The following is a 23,217-nucleotide window of genomic DNA, read 5'->3' as shown; positions in this document are numbered from 1 at the left end:
GGCTGCTGAACAGCTCCTCACTCTGTCGGCGGCCCAAAGGCGGACCGCCGAAAGGTGGGCTTTCCTCAAGCGGCGCGGAGCCCCGCGACGACCTTTTCTTCCGGCGCCACCCAGGGCTGACCGGCTTCGACGTAGCCCGTCAGGCGCAGGATCACGTGACCCTTGCAATCCGCCCAGAGCGTGGCGGGCAGCGCGAGATGACCATTGGTCCAAGCCCAGTTGCAACCCGCAGCAATCTCTTCGGGATGCAGACCGACGAGGCCGTTCAAGGCGACGTCGCAATCCGTCTTGAGGCCGTCAAGGATGCGCAGGCTTTCGAACCGCACACCAAGCGCACGGACTTCCCGACCAGGAGAGAAGGTCCGCGACACCAGGCTCGCCGTCTTTGCGGAAGCCGGGAAGATGAACCGGGCGAGGTCGCCGTCGATCTGCCCCTCCACGCGTTTGCCGTCGACGAGCATATGCAGGTCCATATCCGCAGCCCGGCTCCAGCCGAGTGCCTCCGCCCGCGCGATCAACCGCTCGCGGATCGCCTCGACGAGGACACCACGGTCGACGAAGGGGCGGGCATAACGGGTCAGGCTCTCGGCCACACGCTGAGCGGCGTCGACCTCGACAAGGCGGCCATAAGCCCTGCCGAAGAAAGCGCGATTGCCCACTTCCATGTAGCTCTCGCAGCCCATGCCCTCGGCCATCAGCACATCATGGCTTTCCAGTTCCACGTGCCAATATGTGACCTCGGGCCACTCCTCGCGGACGATCGTCGCGCCGTTGGCCAGCTCGCCGACCGGCACAAACACTTCGCCCATCAAGTCCACGCAGACCGCATGGCCGCCTGACAGCAGCAGATCGCGAGCGGGCATGTTATCGCCGAACGCGCCGGCACGAACCCGGACCGGCCACTCATTGCGCACCGGCCGTTCGACCCGTCTGCTGCCGATCCAAATGATCGGACGGGCTTCGCCGGTCGCCGTGATCGCCAGGTCGCCAACCCTCAGATCTTCGACGGCGACCTCGCCGCGCGCGGTAAGGATAAGCGTTCCGGAAACGAAGCAGGGCGTCGCCACCGGAGTAATGTCTATCGCCGCACCATTCGCAGTGATTGTCAGCGGACCCGCCTGGCCGGCGATGAAAGTGCCGGTCGTAAAACTGGTACCGGCAACGCTGACATTTCCGAGCGGATTGTTGCTGCTGTCGAAAAGGCTGATCGTCTGGGAGCCGCCGCTCGATGTGATGGTGTAGTGATCCACCGATCCGGCCAGCCCCTGGAATTCAATCTTGTCCGTCGCGGCATCGAAACTATTGATGGTCGTCGACGAAAGATCGAGAACCGCCCCACCGGCGTTCGCGATGAAGGTGCCCCCACCGGCTCCGAAGTTGATGGTCGTGCCGTTCAGCGCGCTTATCAACGCCGCTCCGTTGGTGAACGAGCCGCCATTCTCGATATCGACGGTCAAGCCGCTCAGCGCTCCGAGGACCGAGCCGCCGGCAGCGGTGGCGGTGCCGCCGTCAACAATAACGGTCATGCCGCTCAGCAAGCTAATACCAGAATTGATGGTAGCGTCGCCGCCCACATAGACCGTGGACGAACCCAATAGCGCAGCGGTAATGTTGACGGTTGCCGTCGCGCCGGGGGCCACCACATAGTTGGTGTTCCCAAGGACCGAGAGGATAGACAGCGAACTGGTGCCATTAACCGGCGTCGCAACATTGCCCGGCGCGATATTGTTTACCGTCGTCGTCGTAAGATCCGGGTTGGTGATGGTGAGATCATAGTTTGCACCTACCCCAAGTACGCCAGGGTCATAGGTCAGATTATACTGTACGCCACTCGCAGTGGTGGCACTATAATTGCCTTCCGCCATGTTTCTTGCTCCGTTAAAGTAAACGAGTTCAGAACTAGTCTATGCTGACCCTCATCGCGTAGGACGATGGAGCTTCGGTTCGCCCTTCGCACATCTCCTTACCGACGCCGCAGCGCGAGGAACTCCAGAGCATGCAAAGACCATCGGCACTCTTGTCCAGGCGATCCCACCCCCGCCACACCAATCCCGTCACGGCAGTATAAAACGCGACAAAATCTCTTTAATCATAGTCTAATAAAGATATTTTCTGTTCTCGCCGAAGCGTAGTTGACTTTCAAAGCGGAATCACACGCGCTGTCAGATAGTTGCAGCGTTCGTCGGGCACGAAGACTCGGGTTACCTCGCTTTTCATCTAAACGCTGCCGATGGGTCGTTCGCCAGCTGTTCTTGAGAAGACTTTAAGGTTTGAGAGTGTGGTTTCGCTCGGATTGAAATCGGCTACCGCCACGAGATGCTTAGGCTCTGCAGCAATGCTCGATTACTTCGCCAACCCTGACCCGCGCACCATCGGGGCACCCGGGGAGAGCGTTATAGGCCGTAAGATCGACAGGCATCCATACCGCCAAACCGATGGCGAATTTGATGAGTATCCCCTTGTAAAAACAACAGATAAGCGAGTCTTACTGGCCAAACGGCCGATACTCAAAATGGGAAGGACGCAGGATGGAGAAAAATCTGCGTGTTTTTTAGACCAACCGACGGCTCTTGATCGAAGCTCGTCCGTTAACCCGATCTCCATTTAGTAAATAGGACGAAATAGCACCGTCTTATGGCGGTGTTATTCTTCTCTCAGGATGCTTCAGCTTCGCGGACGCGATAGCCCATTTCCGCCGCCCGCCTTTCAATCGACATACGGGCTTGCTGGAGCACTCTGCCGGCATAGACTGGCGGATAGCACCAGTCGTTCCAGGTGCGCGTTGCTGTACTTGCAAAGGAACCAAACCGCAGTACGCCGGGCTCAAGGAAGGACATACGACCACCGAGAGCGAGATATGTCTCGGTCTTTGCGCCTTCGGCAAGAATGATCGAGTGCTGTTCGAGTTCGATATGGTAATACTCGAACGGCACCAAAGTCGTCTCCTGCGTGATCGTGGTACCGTTGAGGAGGAACTTTGCTGGAATCAACGATTCCTCCAGAAACATGCAACGGTCGGGCGAAACGTAAAGATCCCGGGAAGGGACGTTTTCGGCAAGGGCGCCCGCCTGTATGCGAACCGGAAGGGTATCACGTGGCTTATCGATCGCCTTCGGATCAATCCGGCGCCGTCCGACCCATCTGATTTCCGCAACGCCTTTGTGGGTAACCACGAGATCGCCGGCCCGTAAATCCTCGACCGGAGTATCTCCCTCGGGTGTGCGGATGAGTGTGCCGCGCAGAAAGCAGCTCGTAAAAGTCAGGCTGTCTGCGTTGGCATCGTAGGTGTAGGTGACACCCATGGGTATGGTATAGGAGCCGAACGGTACCGCGTTCAAGAGACCGCCGAAGAAGGTGACGGTATTCCCTGTTTGAGAGACAACGTTCGAGCCTACTACCTCGATCCTGTCTCCCGATTGAACGTTTACGACGTTCGGCGGAGTCGAGAGGCTCAAATTGATGCCGCCTGGATCGTAGGCGAACAGCCCACTACCCTTTGCATCGGCAAAATCCACAGTAGCCCCGTTCAAAAGATCGACAGTAAGCAGGCCCACATCCGCCGTAATACTCGAATCGGTACCTATCGCATAAGTATAGGTCGAAGCGGCCCCGACATTGGCGAGGCCGGCATTGATCGTCACATTCGCACCACGAACTGCTTTGATCGTTGTATTTGAAGCCCCGCCGATGCCGACGATACTGCTAATATCGACATCAACGCCGTCAACAATCACCGTACCGTTGGCAACCAGATTGAGCTGGATGCTATCCGAGGAAGTGCCGGCATTGCTACTATCAATCGTAGTCGTGCCATTGTTGATTAGGTTGATGCCAATCAAAGCCATGTTATTACCCTCTCCGACAGATTAACGTATTGTCTTTCAAGGCAAAACTGGATCAGAATTTGTAGTTCAGACCCACTCGGACGGCATGGAAATCGAGGCTCGCTTTGGAGTTGAGCGCATCCCCGCCCACGTTGCTGCTGCCAAAATCGACATACTGATATTCGAGTTTTGCCGTCACATGGTCGGTAAAGGCATGTTCGACGCCGGCACCTATGGTCCAGCCGGCCTTGGTCTTGTCATCGTCAAAGCTTACGCCGCCCAAGGCACCCTTGTAGTCAACGTGCCCATAGGCGAGACCGCCGGTGCCGTAGAACAAAGTGTTGTCATAGGCGTAACCGATGCGGGGGCGGACAGTGCCGAACCAGTCGATCTTGGAAGATGCACTTGCGGTGCCGTTTCGGAAGGAGTCGCTGATGTCAGCACCCTGAAAATCGGCTTCGAGGCCGACTACCCAATTGGGGTCGAACTGGTAGTTGTAGCCGATCTGGCCACCTCCGAGGAAACCGGACCCCTCAAGCTTGCCAAATCTGCCAAGATAGCTTCCGAAGGAATGGAACCCGACATCGTCGTTGCCTCCGAAACCGCCGCCGGCATTCACACCGACATAGAAACCGGTCCACGAAAATACCGGCGCCGCCTCGACGGGAGCTTGAGGCGGTGTGGAAGTTGCGAGATCTGCTGCATAGACGGTACTTCCCGCAACCGTCGCCAACAAGAAAACCGTAGTCCCCAAAAACTTGCGCATTCGAAAATTCTCCTCGAAGGAATTCACGAGATTCAACATGTAACTTGCGAAAGTTCACGTTGAGGCCATAATATAGACGTGATTATAACTGTAAATACGCAGTCACTAATAAATATTTGTGAGATACAAGCTTTATTTGTATAGTTTTGTCGCAATATGTATTGAGAGAATATTGATTCTATACTTTGACGCACCGCAAAATGTCGGAATCGCGGCGGCAAAAACAATATAACCAGAATGAGATGGATGGCTTCGCGTCTGCCGCGGACGCAGAATGTATGAAACCAAGCGCGGCAATTTCGCTTCGTTCGCAAAGGCCTCCGGCCGCGGCGGCTTCCGGGTGACGCAATCGGGTGTGATGTGTCGCTTTCGATATAGACAGGCAGGACGCCGTTCTGCGAGTTTTTATCGCTACCGCAGATATTCATCTGCTGCGCTGGGAGGCCTGACGGGGCGGACCCCTAGAAGGAACGTCAGGTCCCCCAACTGCGCCCAACTCCTCTCCCTATGAACGGACAAACGATGAAGAGCGTGCTGGCAAATCACGGCCTGCAAATATTTGGTGTGTCAATCTCCACTACAGCGCCCAGGAAGACAGGCAGAGCGATCATGTTGCCGCTGTAGCATTCCGAAACATTCGGCCTGATGGTATTAGGCATTGGCTTACTATGAAATCGACTTTCCGACGCCGGGCGCAATCAGACCTCCCGCGCCGCTTTCCGTATGGACGATGTAGCGGCGACAAGCCACATCTTTGGAACTATCGCAACCGCCAATTTGCGATGGTCGGGAGGCCTGGTTGCCTTGCTTCAAGCAGCGGTCGGGCCTCCTTGCTTGCAACAAGCACAACTCGCCAGTTAGTTGCTTTTATCCCGGCATGCTCCAGGACGCCTGCTTGTTCGCATGGCTGCAAACTCAAACAAACCGACAGGTTTTAATCGCCTCAGGGAATTACACGCATGCGGGCGGCGTCAGCCGCCTTGAGGAAGGCAGAGCGAACCTGTTCGGGTGAAACTCTGCCTTTGACGCCGTCGACGCAGGCCTGCAATGCTTCTTCAAACGCATCGCCGTAGCGTATCGGCCATTTCGTCGTCAGATATTCGATGGCCTGTGCGATCGAATTGATGGAGTGAATCTCGTCCCCATTCTGCGCTGCAATTCCGAGCGGCGCGAATGCCAGCTCTGCGGGCTCATCCGAGGCGTCAAATGATGTTGATTGATCTTGATCGGCGGCGTTTTCGGATTTTGCATGCCGGCGCCTCGTCACCAGCGTGGCCAGCAAGGTCATATCCCGAGCAATCCTATCCAGGGCCGTGAGCTTGTCTTTTTCGTCCGGCGCCCGGTTCAGCCTCTGGAGTTGCCCCCAAAAGACCGGACATGCTCAGGTTTGAGATTGCGAGCTGATGAACTCGCGCGGTGATTGATATCCTAAAGCACTGTGCGGGTGAAGATTGTTGTAGTGCTCGAACCAGAGCGGCAGTTGCGCGATGACGGTTTCGGCATCCGGGGTGGGGTTCACCGCGACGTAGTCGCGCTTGAAGGTTTTGACGAAGGCCTCGGCCATGCCGTTCGATTGCGGGCTGCGCACGGGCGTCGTGCACGGCTCCATGCCGATGTCGCGGAGCAAGGATGCGGTATCCCTGGCGACGAAGCACGAACCGTTGTCGGTGAGCCATTCGATGGGCTCGGACAACATGTTGATGCGACCGAAGCGGTTCTCGACGGCGGTGATCACGAGGTCCTGCACGTCCTGGCTCTTGATGCCCTCCGTGGTGGCGACATGGGCGATTGCCTCACGGTCGCAGCAGTCGAGGGCGAAGGCGACACGGACCTTCTCCTTGTTGTCGCAGCCGATCTCGAAGCCGTCCGAGCACCATCGGATGTTGGAGCGTTCGACAGCGACCTGACCATCGTGGCGGCGATCATCGACCGCTCCGGTGTGGCGCACCAGAAGCAGGTTGTGCAGCTTCATGACCCGATAGACGCGCTTGGCGTTGGGCCACGAACGCCCCTGTTCGCGGGCATTCCGGCGCAGGATGGCATGGACCCGCCGATAGCCGTAGGTGGGCATGTCGGCGATGACGGCCCTGATTTCTTCCACCAGCTCCCGATCCGGGAGTGGCGGCCGTCCTCTGGCTCTGGAAGGGGAACCCGTGGCACGCGCAGCGATATTCGAGCGGGCGACACCCAAGGTTTCGCAGATGGTCTTCATTCCAAAATCCCTCTCGGCAGAGAGATCGAGCGCAACATCCGTTTTTTTGGGCCACCGGCGATTTCGAGGGCTTCCTTGAGGATTTCGCTCTCCATCGTCTTCTTGCCCAGCAGGCGTTGCAACTCCTTAACCTGGGCCTGAAGCGCCCGGTATTCGGATGCCGGAACGACCTCCTCTTCGGCGGCCGTCGCCGTCAGTGCTCCCTGGGATGCCAGCTTGCGCCAGGCGAACAACTGGTTCGGCTGGATGCCGTGCCGACGCGCGACGATGCTCACCGTTGCGTCCGCCTCGTAGGTCTCTTGAATGATCGCCAGCTTCTCTGCCGTGCTCCAGCGCCGCCGACGTTCCGGCCCGGAGAGAACTTCCATCTTAAAATTGCTACCAGTCATATTACCAACATTACTCCTACCCACTTAGCTAAGTGGGGGAGCATGTCCGGGCCTTTCGGGGGCTAATTCAGCCTCCCCTCTCCCGCCTGCGGTTCCGGCGGCGAGGCCAGGTGGCTACCTACGTTCGTTTGAGGAGTGAAAACATCATCAGGGACCGAATTAATAAACTGTGCACCGTTATCGAGGTCGGCGCCAAAACTCTTATCATTCCGCCCCATGCCGATCTGTCCCGATAAATGCCATCAAACCTATCCCACTGCATAGCAGCGGTATGTTGCATCGGCAAAAGTACTACTAATAAACACAATTGACCGGTATAGATTAAAACTTTGAAACGAATTTGACCAGTATCGCGACAACGGAAAGCGAAAATACTCACAAAACCAGACGATATTGGCTTATTTTCAATGTATAAATATGGAAATTTTCGCTTAAAAGGCCGACGGATGGTCCTGTGATGGAAGCTGCATCTCTTCGATGCGGCAGTCACACCTACCTCTATAGCTGCATAGGTATCTTCAAATGTCGCACATCCATCTGCGATTGCCATTCCGGCAGCTTTCGGTGCCGGAAGCATTGCAAGCCCGTGTGCCTGCTAAAGCGAGATGATACGCTCTTCGATTGCGATGATCGGCGTGGGAAGCCAATGGCGAAATGCGAGCCGCCAAATTGAAGGGGCGCACCGAAGTGCGCCGCCTGTTCAGACGATGAAGAAAGTCGATGGCGGAACCTGCAATGCGGTGGCAATGCGGCGAAGTTTCGCCGGATCGGCCTCGGCACCAGCCTCGATTTCCGTGATCTCCTCACTGGTCAGACCACAGGTCTCCGAGAGGTCGTCAATCGTGTAACCGATGGCTTCACGCGCCTGCCGCACAGCAGCAGCAATCTCGCCATGAGGAACCATCGAAACCTTTGAACTATCGATATTATTCGGAGTAATGGACATGAAATTTCTCCTTCCAACGTCCGCCGGCCAATTCGTTGCCGGGTGAAGGCAGCTATTGCAGCCATGAGGCACATCGACCTAAACAGACACGGCCGAACGCTGCGTCAATATAGGCATCAATGCGGCGAGGGCAAGCACGGAAGCGCATAGCTGCCAATCGTCTGGCTCTCGGCTAATGTCGCGATTTAATATTCTGTGATAGCGACAACACGTCACGGTTACGGTGGAATGAGCGTGCTGCGCGCCGCCCTGTAGGATGGTCGCCGCCTGGCCTGCTGTAAACGTCACCCTTTGACCATGAAGATCATTTCTTGCCTTTTGCCTTGCGCACCTTCCGCCCGGCCTCAAGCAGGAGCCCCTTGAGTTCCGGTTCACGCACACGATTGGCTGCCTCGATGAAGGAAACCCATTCGACGCAGCGCTGGCCTCGCTCCGGAAAGTCCTGGAGCGTTTGGTCGACCTCCAGCAGATGCAGTTGGACAATGCAGGGAACGCGGCTACCGTCGGCAAGCTGCTTCAGATAGGTAAAATAGCCAAAGGGCTTTTTCTTCACCTTGCCGCGCACGCCGGCTTCTTCATAAGCTTCAATGGCGGCAACCTCATGCGGCTTCTTGCCCTTGATCGGCCAGCCCTTGGGAACGACCCATCGGCCGCTTTCCCGGCTTGTGACGACGAGCATCTCGGCATCGTCGTCTTCGGGCACCTTCCTGTAGCAAATGGCCGCATATTGCTCATGGACCTGGCGGTGCAGCAACTCGTCCGCATGAGCGGCAAGTTCGGACAGAAAGCTCTCCGACCGTTGCAAGGCTTTTTGCTGCGCTGAAAGTGAGAAAGCCATGTGCGCTACTCGCGACACGGTTGATCGACGCACCCGCCCCTCGAAACTGGCCGGCTCGCGCTCACAAAAATCGTCTGTGACACGCTGCTCTCCTGCTCGCTTGGGTTTCGTCGAAATTCACAACTGTCCGTATGATGCTGTGAGCCGCTGCGGTGACAGTTTTATGAAGGCGGCTGTTGATGATGCGGAAGGATCAGCCATCCGAGAGTGCTACACGAAACTGTGATCGAACGGCACGGAACCGAAAAACGGCCCCCGAAAGGGCCGTTTCATCCTTGGGAGGACATGCGAAGTTTATTCGGCTGCCTGCAGGGCAGGCACCTCGATTTCTTCGCTCAATTGCCCCGCCATGGCGGCGGCAAACTTGGTTTGGTCGAGTTCGTTTTCCCAGCGGGCAACAACGACCGTGGCTACCGCATTGCCGACGAAATTGGTCAAAGCGCGGCACTCCGACATGAATCGGTCGATGCCGAGGATCAGCGCCATGCCGGCGATCGGAACCGAAGGCACGACGGCAAGGGTGGCGGCAAGCGTGATGAAGCCCGCACCGGTGATTCCGGCGGCACCCTTGGAGCTCAGCATCGCCACCAGCAGCAGCAGGACCTGATCCCCCAGCGACAACGGCGTATCGGTTGCCTGGGCGATAAACAATGCCGCCAGTGTCATATAAATATTGGTGCCGTCGAGATTGAAGGAATAGCCCGTCGGGATGACGAGGCCGACCACGGAGCGCTTGCAGCCTGCTCGCTCCATCTTGTTCATCAGGCCCGGCAATGCGGCTTCAGACGACGAGGTGCCGAGCACCAGCAGCAGCTCTTCCTTGATATAGCGGATCAGCGCCAGGATCGAGAAGCCGTTATAGCGGGCGACGGCCCCGAGCACGACGAGAACGAACAGCAGCGAGGTGGCGTAAAAGGTGCCGATCAGGAAGGCCAGATTGGCGATCGTGCCGATACCATACTTGCCTATAGTGAAGGCCATGGCGCCGAAGGCACCGATGGGAGCAAACTTCATCAGCAGGGCAACCATGCGGAAGATCGGCGTGGTCAGTGCCTGGAGGAAATCCGTCACCGGGCGGCCGCGTTCGCCGGCAGCGCCAAGCGCAATGCCGAAGACGACCGAGAAGAACAGCACCTGGAGAATATCGCCCTTGGCGAAAGCGCCAACGATCGTATCCGGAATAATGTTCATCAGGAAGCCGACGACCGACGCATCATGGGCCTGCGCCGCATAGTTGTTGACGGCCTTGGTATCCAGCGTCGCCGGATTGATGTGCATGCCTGCGCCCGGCTGCACGACGTTGGCAACGATGAGACCGACGATCAGCGCCAAGGTCGAGAAGGTCAGGAAGTAGATGAACGACTTGCCGACGACACGGCCGAATTTCTTCAGGTCCGACATGCCGGCGATGCCGGTCGTGACCGTCAGAAAGATGACGGGCGCGATGACCATGCGCACCAGCTTGATGAAGGCGTCGCCGAGCGGCTGCAACGATGTGCCGAGCTGCGGATAATAGTGACCAAGCAGAATGCCGGCGGCGATGGCGGTGAGAACCTGCACATAGAGGTGCCGGTAAAAAGGAACCTTGGCGCGCGTTTCCGCGGCAGCGATGGGAGCAATCATGATGTCCTCCGTTAAGCCCAACCGATCTCTCGGCCCTCCGGGCGACGACTAGAATTCAACAGCCTCCGACTGTTTCGTCTCCTGTTGCAATGACCGTGCCAGATGCGCGCCTTGATCTTAACGCATTGCTTTTGTTAAGTTTTAATTTTCGCCGCTGATCCAAGACCATTGTTGTGTGCGACTATCCGCACAGATCGAATTGCGGTGCGCGCGAAATCATGCACAATACGGCAATGCTGCAGCGCCCGGCCAACGAACGATTTCCAACGCCCGAGCAACTGGGCCGGCGCTCCCGCCGGGTCTGGTTCGTGTTCGCGTTTCTAAGTGCGGCCATCATTGCGGCTGGCCTTTACGGCGCGAATTTCTATGGACGGCTCTCGGCAATAGAAACGCTGCAGAGGCAGGGGCACACGGATGCGAACCTCAAGGTTGCCCTGCTGCGCGCGGTCCTCGAACGTCCGCGCGCTTTGCCGTTACTGCTGGCCGATGATCAGCAGGTGCGAGATGCGCTCGCCGACAAGCACATCGACGATGTCGTCGCTCTGGATCGCAAGCTCGAAAGTCTCGTCACCGGCACCAGCGCATCCGTCCTCTACGTCACCGGCAAGGACGGCGTTGCGATGGCCTCCAGCAACTGGCGCGAGCCGCTGAGCTTCGTTGGGAACGACTATTCCTTCCGTGACTACTTCCGCAAAGCCATGGAAGCCGGAACTGCCGAGCATTATGCGCTCGGCACGGTCAGCAACCGTCCCGGTCTCTACATTTCCCGACGCGTCGGCGATGTCGGCTCTGCGCTTGGTGTCGTTGTGGTGAAGATGGAGTTCGATCAGCTGGAGGCCGACTGGAGCGAGACCGGTCGCCCCGCTTACGTGACCGACGAACGCGGTGTCGTGCTCATCACCAGCCTGCCCTCATGGCGCTTCATGACGACCACCCCTCTTGCGCGCGAGGAAGCCGACGCCATTCGAAAAAGCCTGCAGTTCGGTGCGGCACCGCTTTCGCCCCTTCCGGTCAGCCATGCCGAAAAAGTCGGTCCGGATGCAACCATCGTGCGCGCCATTTTGCCTGGAAGCAGCGCTGCGGAATATTTGCGGCTGACGGTCGCCGTTCCATCGACACCCTGGCAGCTTGGCTACTTGATCCCGACCGATCAGGCGATCGCCTCGTCCGTGCGCGAGACGCGCTTCCTTACCTTGACCGTCCTTCTGCCGATCCTCGCATTCGCCGCTTTCCTGCTGCGCCGCCGCGATGTTTCCGCCATGCAGATCGCCGTCAGCAGGATCGCACGTGAGGAGCTGGAACGCCGGGTTCTTGAGCGCACGGAGGATCTCAGCCGGGCCCGCGACCGGCTGGAGGCTGAAATTGCCGACCACCGTGCGACGGAAGCCAAGCTGCAAGGCGTGCAGCAGGATCTCGTGCAGGCCAATCGCCTTGCCATCCTGGGGCAGGTCGCCGCCGGCGTCGCCCACGAAATCAACCAGCCGGTCGCGACGATCCGCGCCTACGCGGAGAATGCCAATGTCTTCCTTGATCGGCAGCAGACAGAGCCGGTGAAGGAAAACCTTTCTGCGATCGCGGCGCTGACCGAGCGTATCGGCACGATCACCGAAGAACTGAAAGCCTTCGCCCGCAAGGGAAGGACCGCACCGGAGCCGGTCGACCTCAGAAGCGTAATCGAAGGAGCCGTGGTTCTGCTGAGGAGCCGCTTTGCCGGCCGCCTGGATGCGTTGAAGATCGAGTTGCCCCCAACGGGGCTCGGTGTTGTCGGCACGCGCATCCGGCTGGAACAAGTGCTGATCAACCTCTTTCAAAATGCTCTGGAAGCCCTGGAAGGCCGCGATCAGGCCAAGGTGGAGGTGTCGGTGCATGAAACTTCGGAGGAAGTCGAGGTCGTGGTTTCTGACAACGGTCCCGGCATTCCGGCGGTGATCCTCGAATCACTTTTTGCCCCCTTCAATACGTCCAAGGAAAAGGGCCTCGGCCTTGGTCTCGTCATTTCAAAAGATATCGTCGTCGACTATGGCGGCCGAATCGATGTCGAGAGCAACGGTAACGGCACACGTTTCACCGTCCATTTGCGCAAGGCCACATCATGAGCGAGAGTTCCCCCGTTTTCCTCATCGACGACGACAAGGATCTGTTGAGGGCGACGAAACAGACGCTGGAATTGGCTGGTTTCGCTGTATCGGCCTTCTCTGCCGCGGGCGAAGCGCTTCTTGTTCTCGATGCCGATTTTGCGGGTGTCGTCGTCTCCGATATCCGCATGCCGCAGATGGATGGACAGCAGCTCTTTGCCCGCATCAAGACGCTCGACGCCGACCTGCCGGTCATTCTCATGACGGGTCATGGCGATATTCCGATGGCGGTGCAGGCGATCCAGGACGGCGCCTATGATTTCATCGCGAAGCCTTTCGCCACGGATCGGCTGGTGCAAAGCGTGCGACGCGCGGCTGAGAAACGAAGGCTCATCCTGGAGAATAGGGCATTGCGGCAAGCGGCGGAGCAGGCGCAAGGCGATCTGCCCCTGATTGGCCAGACACCCGCCATCGAGCGGCTACGCTATACGCTGCGGCAGATCGCCGATACGGATGTCGATGTGCTTGTCACGGGCGAGACCGGCAGCGGCAAGGAAGTGGTGGCGAGTCTGCTGCATCGCTGGAGCCGGCGCGCGAAGGGCAATTTCGTTGCGCTGAACTGCGGTGCCCTGCCCGAAACCGTGATCGAGAGCGAGCTGTTCGGCCATGAGCCAGGCGCTTTTACCGGCGCGCAGAAGAGGCGCGTTGGGCGCATCGAGCATTCCAGCTCCGGCACCCTGTTTCTCGACGAGATCGAAAGCATGCCACCGGCGATCCAGGTGCAGATGCTGCGCGTGCTTGAGATGCGCGAGGTGACGCCGCTCGGCACCAACGAAGTCCGCCCTGTCGATCTTCGCGTCGTGGCAGCGGCGAAGGTCGATCTCGCCGATCCTCGCCAACGCGGCGATTTTCGCGAGGATCTCTATTACCGTCTCAATGTCGTCACACTTTCCATTCCGCCACTGCGTGAACGGCGCGATGACATCCCCCTGCTCTTTGGCCATTTTGCCGATCGCGCCGCCCGCCGCTTCAAGCGCGAGGTGCCGGCCCTATCGACAGCAGTGCGCCGCCATCTGCAGCAGCACGACTGGCCGGGCAACGTTCGCGAACTCTCGCATTTTGCCGAGCGCTTCGTGCTCGGCCTCGAATCGGCAACAACCGCAAAATCCGACGAGGTGCCGGCGGCGGACGAAGGTTTGCCGTTGCCGGTTCGAGTAGAACGTTACGAAGCCGAACTCATCCGCGAAACCCTGTCGCAGAACAATGGCGATGTGCGCCGCACCATCGAAGCGCTCGGCATTCCCAGGAAGACCTTCTATGACAAGCTCCAGCGGCACGGCATCGTCAGAGGCGATTTCGCTGGTTTTGACGGGGACGAGCGCCGAGGTTCGTGATGCGCTGTGAAATAGTGGCAGCGCCAGCTGAAGCCGTCTCGTGTGAACTTCAGGCGCTGCGGCGCATCTCCCTGGTGTTGGAACCGGCGCTTAGTCGAGCCGCTGCCTCGGCGGTGCGATCCAGAACCAGCATCGCTTGCACGATCACGGTCGCAAGCGCTTCATCGCTCTTGGAAGCAGCCACGACCAGCGGGGCGCTCAAACAAATTCTAAGGGCACTTGCCGGTACATCACCAAAATCGGCGCAGCGAACGGGCTGCCCGAGACGCACGGACGCAACCCCATCACCGTCGATGGCCAGCTCCTTGTAGATCGCCGCCATTTCCGTCGCACTCAGCATCGCGCCATCCGTGCAATTGCGCAGGTAGAACGAAAATATCGAGGGAATCTCGTCCCAGCGAAGAGCCGATGATGCGCCCCACAGTTCGCGTCGATCCAATGGCCGGCTCTGCAACGGTTCAAAAGCCGGATCGTTCGCAAGACGATCAGAGACGGCGTCGGCAAAGGCCGACAAAACGACGACCACGCGATCTTCAGGAATATCCAGAAAACGTCCGAGTTCGAACAGCGCGGCTTTCCAGCGTAGCAGCAGGCCGAAATTGGCGCTATCCGGCAAGATATCGCGAGCGGCCCAGCCCTCCGGCCACTCTGCCTTTCCGCAATAATCCGCCAAGGCCGCCGGCAGTACGCACGATTTGAAGCGTTCCGACATTTGTGGCGGGCAGAGAAGCGCCCCGCTGAAAATCGGTCCGGCAAGGAATTTCGAACCCGTGAGCGCGATCATGAAGCCATGGGCGAGATAGGCGCGGATCGTCGCCGCCGACAGGCGAAACTGGCAGGCATCGATCATGATGTCCAGCACCATGCCGAAGCGTTCCTTCAGACGCAGAACGGTTTCGAGACTCGGCGCCAGCAGGCTGGTCTTCGAGACATCCGTTACCACGAGCAGGCATCTGAGGCCGGCTGCGCGGGCAAGCTCGATGAGGCCGCGCAACTCCCCCTCCACTTCGCTCTCGGTGCGAAGAGAGCCATCCTTGTTGCGCACAGCAATGGTGGCGTTGCGCGTCGCGTCGCCCGCCCGCAATTCCTCACCCTTGGCGACGGCGCGATCGCTGCTGACGCGGTTCATGAAATGCCGCCCCGACGACGCCGTCATGACGCCGCTGCCTGTCTCGTTCCCCATCAGTGTGATGGTCATCAGCGTGCGTTCATCCTCGCTCGCCAACAGCGCGGCCGAAAAAAGGTGGATGTCCGTGCCTGACGTGGCCAGGATCGCGTTGATATGCGGTTGTCCGGCGACCTGGTTGAGACCGAGCAGCCGCAGGAGATCTCGACGTACTCGTCCAATTTCACGCTCATAGATGGCTGCCGCCGATCCGGTTTCCATTTCGCGGACCAGATCGGCGTAGTAGCTTTCGACTTCGGCAAAGGCAGCGGCGGAAATGGTCGATGCGGTGGAAGAGCCAAAAGCGAGGTCGCTCGGACGAGGTGCCGGGCCGTAACCGTACATATTGAGGCCGCTGACGACATCGCAATCCAGTCGCTCGTCGCCGCCGGACACCAGGCACTTCAAAAGCGCCTCTCTTTCCCCACTCGATTGCCGCGACGACGCGCCTGCGATGACATTGTTATCCAGGGCATTATCGTCAGCAACTTGCTGCATGGAGAAGTAGTCCTTTTGCGTCATCGGTAAAACGCATTGCAGGAGCGCCTTGCGTTTTCTGCCGGGCGACAAAGCCTCGGCAGCGAGACATTAGACCCGACAAGATGGAGCGAGGCTGACTTGGTCGCCCCATTAAGATCGCCGGCAAAGCCAATAAAAAAACCGCGATCCGGAGACCGCGGTCCAAAGAAATAACGCGCAAATCTGCCTATCAGCCGGCAGCTTCCAGCTTATCCTGCGTCTTCGTCTCGAAGTCGCTGGCATCGTGGCGCTCACGCAGCTGCTCGGACGGATCGCCCGACATGCGGTTGACCATGCGGCCGCGCTTGACGGTAGGACGCGCGTAGATTTGCTCTGCCCAGCGCTGAACATTCTTGTAATCCTGCACCTGCAGGAACTCGGCTGCGCCATATTGCCAGCCTTTGACCAAGCCGCCGTACCACGGCCAAATGGCGATATCGGCGATCGTATAGTCGCTGCCGGCGATATATTCGCTTTCGGCCAGCCGACGATCGAGCACGTCGAGCTGACGCTTCACCTCCATGGCAAAGCGGTCGATCGCATATTCGATCTTCGTCGGCGCATAGGCGTAGAAATGACCAAAGCCGCCGCCGAGATAGGGGGCGCTTCCCATCTGCCAGAACAGCCAGGAAAGGCATTCGGCACGCGCCGGCTGCTCGCTCGGCAGGAAGGCGCCGAATTTCTCGGCGAGATACACCAGGATCGAGCCCGATTCGAAAACGCGGACCGGCTTCGGGCCGCTGCGGTCGAGCAGGGCGGGGATCTTCGAGTTCGGATTGACATCGACGAAACCGCTGCCGAACTGATCGCCCTCGCCGATCTTGATCAGCCAGGCATCATATTCCGCGCCGCTGTGACCAAGTGCCAGCAGCTCTTCGAGCATGATCGTGACCTTGACGCCATTCGGCGTTCCAAGCGAATAGAGCTGAAGGGGATGACGTCCCACCGGCAGTTCTTTCTCGTGAGTCGGGCCGGCAATCGGGCGATTGATATTGGCGAACTGGCCGCCATTGGCCTTGTTCCAGGTCCAGATTTTCGGCGGCGTATATTCGGCAGAGCCGGTCATGGGCATCCTCCTTTTCGGGAATCGAATTTGGGCGATCTTCGATGTAGCGCGCTACATAAGTCGCACATAGGGGCCGCTCTTCATTTTTGCGAGAGGAGAATGCGCACTGTTTAATGCGGAAGCGCTCCTGCCACCTGCGGCAAGCTTCTCGACCGAGTTAGATCATTGCCAATCTTCTGGAGGTCCATGAAACGAAAAAGCCTGCCGCGGGAGGAGGAGCGGCAGGCTTTTTACAAGAACCGAACAGCGGATGGGAGGAGGAGTTCCGCTATTCTTGCAGGCGTCCCTGGGAGGAGGATAAGGACGTCTGCCAAGCGAAGGGATGCGGGAGGAGATGCATCGCTTCGATGAGAAGAACATAGCAGTCTTTTGCTCAGTTCATAGGCATTTCTTTGCAAGGCAGTTATGCGCCATGCGAAAAGCAGAGAGCTAAATTGATGCAATCTTCAGCAAGCGCGGCGAAATGAAACGGTCATGTCCATAAAGCAAAAGCGCCTGCTCAAGGGAACAGGCGCTGGCATAATTCAGCTTTATAAGGAGCCGGTGCGGCCGTTAGCGAGCGATCGCTGCGCGGGCAACATTGCGGATTTCGCCGCGATCGATACCCAGGTCATGCAGTTCGCGCGTGGACATACGGCCCAGTTCGGCGACCGTCTGACGATACTTGCGCCAGTTATTGAAAGAGCGTGCTACGTTCATGATGATCCCCTTTCCTTGGGCTTTCGAAGCTGAGCGGCCGTGCTTGGCGCTCCCGTCGCTTCGATGAGAAATATATAGTCGAAGCCCACAGGTTTTTGCAGAGCTAAGGGATCACTCCACCTATGCATCGATTGCATGGGTCGCCGAGAAAGCCAGCGATCTCACTCGCCAGCATGGCTTTTGTGATTTGCTGGTGACAGCGCCGTCATTGTCTGCGAAAAGAAGAGAGATGAGAGACAGGGGCGTCCGCCATTCGGCGGGCTGAGAAGCACCCTTCGAACCTGAACCAGATCATGCTGGCGGAGGGAGTCGCTCGGGACCTCGTAAAGCACCAGCACGTCGTCCCTGTGCGTCTCGCCCGCCTGAAAGGGGCGATATGCAAGACCAGACAACTGCAGGCAATCTGCTTCGCACCATGCGGGCTAACCCTCCGCTGGTGCAATGCATCACCAATTTCGTCGCCATGAATATCGCGGCCAATGTGATGCTTGCCGCCGGGGCATCGCCGGCAATGGTACATGCCGAAGAGGAGGCCGGCGAGTTTGCCGCGATCTCCGGCGCGCTGACGATCAATATCGGCACGCTCTCGTCCGGCTGGCTTGCGGGCATGCTGAAGGCAGCGCAGGCGGCAAGCGAGGCGGGCAAGCCCTGGGTCCTCGACCCCGTCGCTCATTATGCGACTGCGTTTCGTCGCAAGGCGGTAGCCCAATTGCTGGAGCTGCGGCCCGCGATCGTTCGCGGCAATGCGTCCGAGATCATCGCGCTTGCCGGCGGCACGAGCCGCGGCCAGGGCGTCGATAGCCGCGACACCGTCGAGCAGGCGGAAGATTCCGCCCGGCAATTGGCGGGAAAGCATGGCTGCGTCGTTGCAGTTACCGGCGTTACGGATTTCGTGACCGACGGGCGGAGGGCAAAGCGCATCGCCGGCGGGTCGTCATTCATGCCGCAGGTGACGGCCCTCGGCTGCTCGTTGACCTGCCTTATCGGCGCCTTTGCTGCAGCAACGCCGGATGATCCATTCGATGCGACCGTTGCGGCGCTCGCGGTCTTTGCCGCCGCCGGCGAACAGGCCGGAACGGCTGCAGACGGGCCAGGCTCCTTTTCCTGGCGTTTCCTTGACGCCCTCGCCGGCCTTAGCCCGGAAGTGCTGGATCGCAATGCAGGGATATCGGCGGCATGAAAGACTTCGATCTCTCGCTCTATCTCGTCCTCGACCCGGTGCTGTGTGCCAACCTCGGTATGATTGAAACCACCCGCGCAGCCATTGCCGGCGGCGCCACCATCGTACAGCTGCGCGACAAGCATGCACCGACAGCCGCCATGATTGAGACGGGCCGCGCCCTCAAGCAAATCCTGCACGGAACAAATGTCCGGCTGATCGTCAACGACAATGTCGAGGCTGCCATCGCCATCGGCGCCGATGGCCTCCACATCGGACAGGAAGATATGAATGCCGCCGAAGCACGCCGGCTGATCGGGCCAGACATGATCCTCGGCCTCTCGGTGGAAACGGAAGCTCTCGCTTCCTCCATAGATCGCGGCATCGTCGACTATGCCGGGATCGGCCCGGTCTTTGCCACGCCCACCAAGCCCGATCACAAGCAGCCGATCGGCTTCGACGGGCTTGCTCGCGTCGTCAGGCTATGCCTCGTTCCGTCAGTCGCGATCGGCGGCCTCAAGGCAGAGCATGCCGCGAGCGTTTACTCAGCCGGTGCCGATGGTCTCGCGGTCGTCTCAGCCATATGCGGCCAACCGGACCCGCAAGCCGCGACAACTGTCATCGCGAACGCCATCAAGGAGGCTCGCCAATGATCCGCAATGTCTTATCCATCGCCGGCTCCGATCCCTCCGGCGGCGCTGGCATTCAAGCCGACCTGAAGGCTTTCTCCGCCCGTGGCGTTTATGGAATGGCAGCGCTGACTGCCTTGACCGCGCAAAACACGCAAGGCGTCTCCGGCGTTCATCCCGTGCCCCCTCATTTCGTGGCAGACCAGATCAATGCGATCTTTGCCGACATCCGTGTGGACGCCGTCAAGATCGGCATGATCGCCAATGCCGCCATCGCCAGTGCCGTCGCGGACATTCTGGCGCGACATCGCGATGCACCCGTCGTCCTCGACCCGGTCATGATCGCCAAGGGTGGCGCTGCCCTGCTCGCCGCCGATGCCGTTGACGTGCTGACCACGCGGCTGCTGCCGCTGGCGACCGTCATTACACCGAACCTGCCCGAGGCGGCTGCGCTGTTGCATGACGCGGAGGCGAAAGACCGCGAAGACATGGCGCGTCAGGCGCGTGCACTCGCAGCGCTCGGACCTTCGGCTGTCCTCGTCAAGGGTGGTCATCTCGAAGGGGATGAAAGCCCGGATGTGCTCGCAAGCGGCGATCATGTGACCTGGTTCGAGGCGGAGCGGCTGCCGACCAAGAATACGCATGGAACGGGCTGCACGCTCTCCAGCGCTATCGCGGCAGAGATCGCCAAGGGCCTGTCGCTTCCCGAAGCTGTCGCCGTTGGCAAGAATTATCTCGCCGCCGCGGTTGCTGCCGCAGGTCAACTTTCCGTCGGAAGCGGCCATGGACCTGTGCAGCATTTCCATGCGCTCTGGCCAAACAGACAAGGAGCAGAGAAATGAGCCTGTCACTCAAAGATCAGATTGTCATCGTTTCCGGTGCGGGACGCGGCCTCGGTGCTGCCATAGCGACGGCCTTCGCCCGGGAAGGTGCGACGGTGGCGGTCAACTATCGCGCCAGCCGCAAGACCGCAGAGGCGCTCGCAGCAAAGCTCGGCGATCATGCCAAGGCCTTTCAAGCCGATATTCGCGACCTCGAAGACACCAAGCGGCTCGTCTTCGAGGTGACCGAGCATTTCGGCGCGCCGACGACCATCATCCACAATGCGCTGGCTGATTTCAGCTTCAACGGTGACGCGCGTTCCAAGCTGGATGCCTTGAGCTGGACCGAGATGACCAGGCAGCTGGAAACCGCGCTGCAGGGCGCGTTGAACCTGATACAGGCTGCACGGCCGGCGATGGCGCAGGCAGGCTTTGGAAGAATCGTGACGATCGGCACCAACCTTTTCCAGAACCCGGTGGTACCCTATCATGACTATACTGCCGCCAAGGCAGCATTGCTGTCGCTGACCCGCACGGCTGCCGCCGAACTCGGCCCGTTGGGGATCACCGTCAACATGGTCTCCGGCGGCCTTCTGCGCACGACGGATGCGAGCAGCGCCACCCCAGAAGCCGTGTTCGATATCATTGCCGCGAATACGCCGCTGCGCCGCGTCACCACGCCCCACGAGGTTGCCGATGCGGTTCTTTTCTTTGCAAGCCCCTGGGCACGGGCCGTTACCGGACAGAACCTGATCGTCGATGGCGGCCTGGTCTTCGGATAGTCGCTCCGCAACGAAAAAGGCGCTGCCCTCGAGAGCAGCGCCGCTTTTGAACTCTGCAGCTCGCTAAATCAGTCCAGTCAGGCCCAGCCCATGGTCAGCACGCCAAAGAGGATGACGGCGCCGAGCAGGATGCGGTAGATGACGAAAGGCCAGGTCGAAAAGCGCTCCAGGAAGCGCATCAGCCCCCAGATGGTGATGAAGGAGGATATGCTGCCGACGATCAGCCCGACGAGCAGTACCGACCAGGCTTCCATCGGAATATGCGCCCTATGTAGCTCATATAGTTCCTTCAAGCCGGCAAGCGCAATGGCAGGCAAGCCGAGCAGGAAGGAGAATCGTGCGGCTTCCTCGCGCTTCAATCCGAGGAAGAGCGCGCCGGTCAGCGTCGAACCAGAGCGAGAAACGCCGGGGACAAGCGCACCGACCTGCGTGATGCCGACGAACAGAGCATCGATCAGCGTCATCTGCTCGATGTCTTTCCGATGGCGGCTATAGAGTTCCGCAATCGCCAACAGCAGGCCCATGACCAGGCAGGCGATACCGATCACCCAAAGGCTGCGGAGCGAGGCGCCACAGGCATTCAGGGAGGATGACAGCAGCAGACCGGCGATCACGATCGGTACGGTCGCGATCACGATGGCGATCGCAAGCCGAATGGAAGGAGAGCCCCAGTCCCTTTGCCTGATGGCATCGAGCGACCCGAAGGTAACGTGGCGAACGTCGCTCCAGAAATAGGAGACGATCGCGGCGAGTGCTGCTAGCTGCATCGTAGCCGAGAAGGCAGAACCTGGGTCCTGCCAGCCAAGCAAGGCCGGCACCAGGCGCATATGGGCAGTGGACGAAACCGGCAGCAGCTCGGTCAATCCCTGCACGACGCCCAGAATTGCGATCTTGGCATAACCCAGGGCGACAAAGCCCGTATCCACGCCTTGCGTACAAACATCAGCCACGATTTGATATCCTCAGTTTTTCATGGGGGCTTTGCACCGGAGTGGTGCGACGAACTAGCTGTGAAACTGGTTCCCGGTTTGAAATTGGCAACACTTGGTTAGCGCGTCGCCGATTTCGCATCGGGACAGGGTGAGGATATAGCCGCGCAGGCTGAACTCTATCTGAAATTGCCGGTTCGAATTTCGGAGTTTGGCGTCTTTCTAGCCTTCATCATCCGGCAAGGACTGCATGTAGCGGATCATGGTGTAGAAGCCGGCAAGAAGGACGAGGGCGCCTGCCGCATGATGCAAATTGTGCAGCAGCGCATGATGATGCCTGAGCAGAAGGCAGCTCAGATTGTAAAGTGTTACGGCCACTGCTGTCATCAGAGCGGCTAGGAAGAGCGCCATGTTTCGCTGAAAGAAATCAATCATCACGCACACCTCATTTGAGTACCAATAATTCCATAGGGATTTGGGAGGAATTACGACAGGGGGCATCCAGGCGCCGTGCCGGTGCGGGAGCGAGAACGGATGTTCATTTTGTGTAGAGCGCGCGCGATCTTTCCAGATGCTTGAGCATTGCCTGCTCGGCGCCATCTGCATCGTTTTCAGCCAGGCGCGCAAGGATTTCCTCATGTTCGACCAGGGTGAACTTTTCCTTGCCTGTCCAGATCAGCATGTCGGTGTGATAGGCTTTCAGCCATGCGAGCATCGCTTCGCTGACAGCCGCGAAGATCGGATTGCCGGAAATCTGAGCGATGCGCGTGTGGAACTGCATATCGGCAGAAATGAAGTCCTCGGCATGTCCGAGGGACGCGCGCTGCCGCTCGATGATCTCATTGAGATCGGCGACATCTTTCTTGCTTGCACGCTGGGCCGCCTCGCGGGCCATGCCGCGCTCGAAGAAAATGCGTGCACTCTTCAGCTGTTCGAGCGAATCGGAGGATTGCGACAACATGATCTTTGCGGTGAGGTCGACCTGCCGGAAGATCGACTTCGCCGTCAACTGAAGCACCTTGGCACGCTCGCCGTGGGAAATGTTGACCAGCCCCATATTGGCAAGTGCCTGCATGGCTTCCCGGATTGCCGGACGCCCGACACCGAAGCGTTCCATGAGAACACGCTCGGACGGCATCTCATCGCCAGGCTTCAGCTCTCCCGACGTGATCAACCGTTCCAATCGGTCGAATACTTCATCGGATAACTTTCGACGTACAATTTGTTCGACTGGCTGGCTCATGGAATCCCGCTTTCCCAAAGCTTTTCCTCCCTTATGCATTTTTGGCCGCCATGGCGGAAGCCCATACGAGTCGCCTTATCTGCAACCGGACAAAAAAATCGTTGCAGAAGTTGGAATACTCATTATACCAGATCACCA

At 59.0% G+C, this 23,217-nt stretch carries 20 protein-coding genes and 1 riboswitch; of the genes, 6 read left to right on the top strand and 14 right to left on the bottom strand.

Annotated features, from left to right (window positions below; genetic code table 11):
• Positions 1-65: 65 nt before the first annotated feature.
• From I8E17_RS23025 to I8E17_RS22990, 8 genes are all read right to left on the bottom strand, one after another.
• The gene (locus I8E17_RS23025) at positions 66-1,865 is read right to left on the bottom strand and encodes a Hint domain-containing protein (protein WP_069615513.1); all 1,800 of its coding nucleotides are present in this window, start codon (positions 1,863-1,865) and stop codon (positions 66-68) included.
• A gap of 789 nt (positions 1,866-2,654) precedes the next feature.
• A complete protein-coding gene (locus I8E17_RS23020; protein WP_069615512.1) occupies positions 2,655-3,845 on the bottom strand; it encodes a Hint domain-containing protein in 1,191 nt (396 codons plus the stop codon).
• A 52-nt stretch (positions 3,846-3,897) separates the two neighbouring features.
• Positions 3,898-4,590, bottom strand: coding sequence for an outer membrane protein (locus I8E17_RS23015; protein WP_069615688.1), 693 nt, complete (start codon positions 4,588-4,590; stop codon positions 3,898-3,900).
• Between the two features lie 943 nt (positions 4,591-5,533).
• The gene (locus I8E17_RS23010) at positions 5,534-5,878 is read right to left on the bottom strand and encodes a DUF982 domain-containing protein (RefSeq protein ID WP_083258332.1); all 345 of its coding nucleotides are present in this window, start codon (positions 5,876-5,878) and stop codon (positions 5,534-5,536) included.
• 93 nt (positions 5,879-5,971) lie between these two features.
• Positions 5,972-7,191 (bottom strand): IS3 family transposase gene (locus tag I8E17_RS23005; RefSeq protein ID WP_219510925.1). Its coding sequence is split into 2 segments (ribosomal slippage): positions 5,972-6,855 and positions 6,855-7,191, totalling 1,221 coding nucleotides; the frame shifts between segments, so codons are not numbered across the junction.
• Positions 7,192-7,891: 700 nt separating this feature from the next.
• The gene (locus tag I8E17_RS23000) at positions 7,892-8,137 is read right to left on the bottom strand and encodes a helix-turn-helix transcriptional regulator (protein WP_069615511.1); all 246 of its coding nucleotides are present in this window, start codon (positions 8,135-8,137) and stop codon (positions 7,892-7,894) included.
• 304 nt (positions 8,138-8,441) lie between these two features.
• A complete protein-coding gene (locus I8E17_RS22995; RefSeq protein WP_069615510.1) occupies positions 8,442-8,975 on the bottom strand; it encodes an NUDIX hydrolase in 534 nt (177 codons plus the stop codon).
• A 294-nt stretch (positions 8,976-9,269) separates the two neighbouring features.
• Positions 9,270-10,598: a dicarboxylate/amino acid:cation symporter gene (locus I8E17_RS22990; protein ID WP_112724414.1), complete on the bottom strand. Its 1,329-nt coding sequence runs from the start codon at positions 10,596-10,598 to the stop codon at positions 9,270-9,272.
• 218 nt (positions 10,599-10,816) lie between these two features.
• Here I8E17_RS22990 and I8E17_RS22985 point away from each other — a divergent pair, with 218 nt between their 5' ends.
• Positions 10,817-12,694: an ATP-binding protein gene (locus I8E17_RS22985; RefSeq protein WP_069615508.1), complete on the top strand. Its 1,878-nt coding sequence runs from the start codon at positions 10,817-10,819 to the stop codon at positions 12,692-12,694.
• Positions 12,691-14,067 carry a sigma-54 dependent transcriptional regulator gene (locus I8E17_RS22980; RefSeq protein WP_069615507.1) on the top strand — a complete coding sequence of 459 codons (1,377 nt, stop codon included), beginning with the start codon at positions 12,691-12,693 and terminating at the stop codon, positions 14,065-14,067. The genes I8E17_RS22985 and I8E17_RS22980 overlap by 4 nt, the downstream gene beginning before the upstream one ends.
• Before the next feature lie 49 nt (positions 14,068-14,116).
• Here I8E17_RS22980 and I8E17_RS22975 read toward each other — a convergent pair whose 3' ends face one another.
• From I8E17_RS22975 to I8E17_RS22965, 3 genes are all read right to left on the bottom strand, one after another.
• Positions 14,117-15,730, bottom strand: coding sequence for a hypothetical protein (locus tag I8E17_RS22975; RefSeq protein ID WP_069615686.1), 1,614 nt, complete (start codon positions 15,728-15,730; stop codon positions 14,117-14,119).
• A gap of 211 nt (positions 15,731-15,941) precedes the next feature.
• Complete coding sequence (gene yghU, locus I8E17_RS22970; RefSeq protein WP_069615506.1) at positions 15,942-16,817, bottom strand: glutathione-dependent disulfide-bond oxidoreductase; 876 nt, start codon at positions 16,815-16,817, stop codon at positions 15,942-15,944.
• Positions 16,818-17,369: 552 nt separating this feature from the next.
• Positions 17,370-17,516 (bottom strand): DUF1127 domain-containing protein, encoded by a 147-nt coding sequence (locus tag I8E17_RS22965; RefSeq protein ID WP_015342994.1) that lies wholly within the window; start codon positions 17,514-17,516, stop codon positions 17,370-17,372.
• A 228-nt stretch (positions 17,517-17,744) separates the two neighbouring features.
• A riboswitch (TPP riboswitch) is annotated at positions 17,745-17,841 on the top strand.
• A 51-nt stretch (positions 17,842-17,892) separates the two neighbouring features.
• Between I8E17_RS22965 and thiM the strand changes: the two genes are divergently transcribed.
• From thiM to I8E17_RS22945, 4 genes are read left to right on the top strand one after another with little or no spacing between them, the layout of a single operon-like run.
• A complete protein-coding gene (gene thiM / locus I8E17_RS22960; protein WP_069615505.1) occupies positions 17,893-18,696 on the top strand; it encodes a hydroxyethylthiazole kinase in 804 nt (267 codons plus the stop codon).
• Positions 18,693-19,328: a thiamine phosphate synthase gene (gene thiE, locus I8E17_RS22955; RefSeq protein ID WP_069615504.1), complete on the top strand. Its 636-nt coding sequence runs from the start codon at positions 18,693-18,695 to the stop codon at positions 19,326-19,328. Before thiM ends, thiE begins: the two co-directional genes overlap by 4 nt.
• Positions 19,325-20,146 (top strand): bifunctional hydroxymethylpyrimidine kinase/phosphomethylpyrimidine kinase, encoded by an 822-nt coding sequence (thiD, locus tag I8E17_RS22950; protein WP_069615503.1) that lies wholly within the window; start codon positions 19,325-19,327, stop codon positions 20,144-20,146. The genes thiE and thiD overlap by 4 nt, the downstream gene beginning before the upstream one ends.
• Positions 20,143-20,907, top strand: coding sequence for a 3-oxoacyl-ACP reductase (locus tag I8E17_RS22945; RefSeq protein ID WP_069615502.1), 765 nt, complete (start codon positions 20,143-20,145; stop codon positions 20,905-20,907). The genes thiD and I8E17_RS22945 overlap by 4 nt, the downstream gene beginning before the upstream one ends.
• Positions 20,908-20,984: 77 nt before the next feature.
• Here I8E17_RS22945 and I8E17_RS22940 read toward each other — a convergent pair whose 3' ends face one another.
• The 3 genes from I8E17_RS22940 to I8E17_RS22930 all read right to left on the bottom strand — a co-directional run bounded on the left by I8E17_RS22940 (position 20,985) and on the right by I8E17_RS22930 (position 23,079).
• Positions 20,985-21,857, bottom strand: a complete 873-nt coding sequence (locus I8E17_RS22940) for an undecaprenyl-diphosphate phosphatase (protein WP_069615501.1) — start codon at positions 21,855-21,857, stop codon at positions 20,985-20,987.
• Positions 21,858-22,058: 201 nt separating this feature from the next.
• Entirely contained in the window at positions 22,059-22,271 is a 213-nt protein-coding gene (locus tag I8E17_RS22935) for a hypothetical protein (protein WP_069615500.1), read from the bottom strand.
• A gap of 103 nt (positions 22,272-22,374) precedes the next feature.
• Positions 22,375-23,079: a transcriptional regulator NanR gene (locus I8E17_RS22930; protein ID WP_069615499.1), complete on the bottom strand. Its 705-nt coding sequence runs from the start codon at positions 23,077-23,079 to the stop codon at positions 22,375-22,377.
• Positions 23,080-23,217: the final 138 nt, after the last annotated feature.

Source organism: Rhizobium sp. AB2/73 (assembly GCF_020871915.1).
Lineage (GTDB): Bacteria > Pseudomonadota > Alphaproteobacteria > Rhizobiales > Rhizobiaceae > Rhizobium > Rhizobium dioscoreae.
This window is presented reverse-complemented; position numbering and strand designations above follow the sequence as displayed.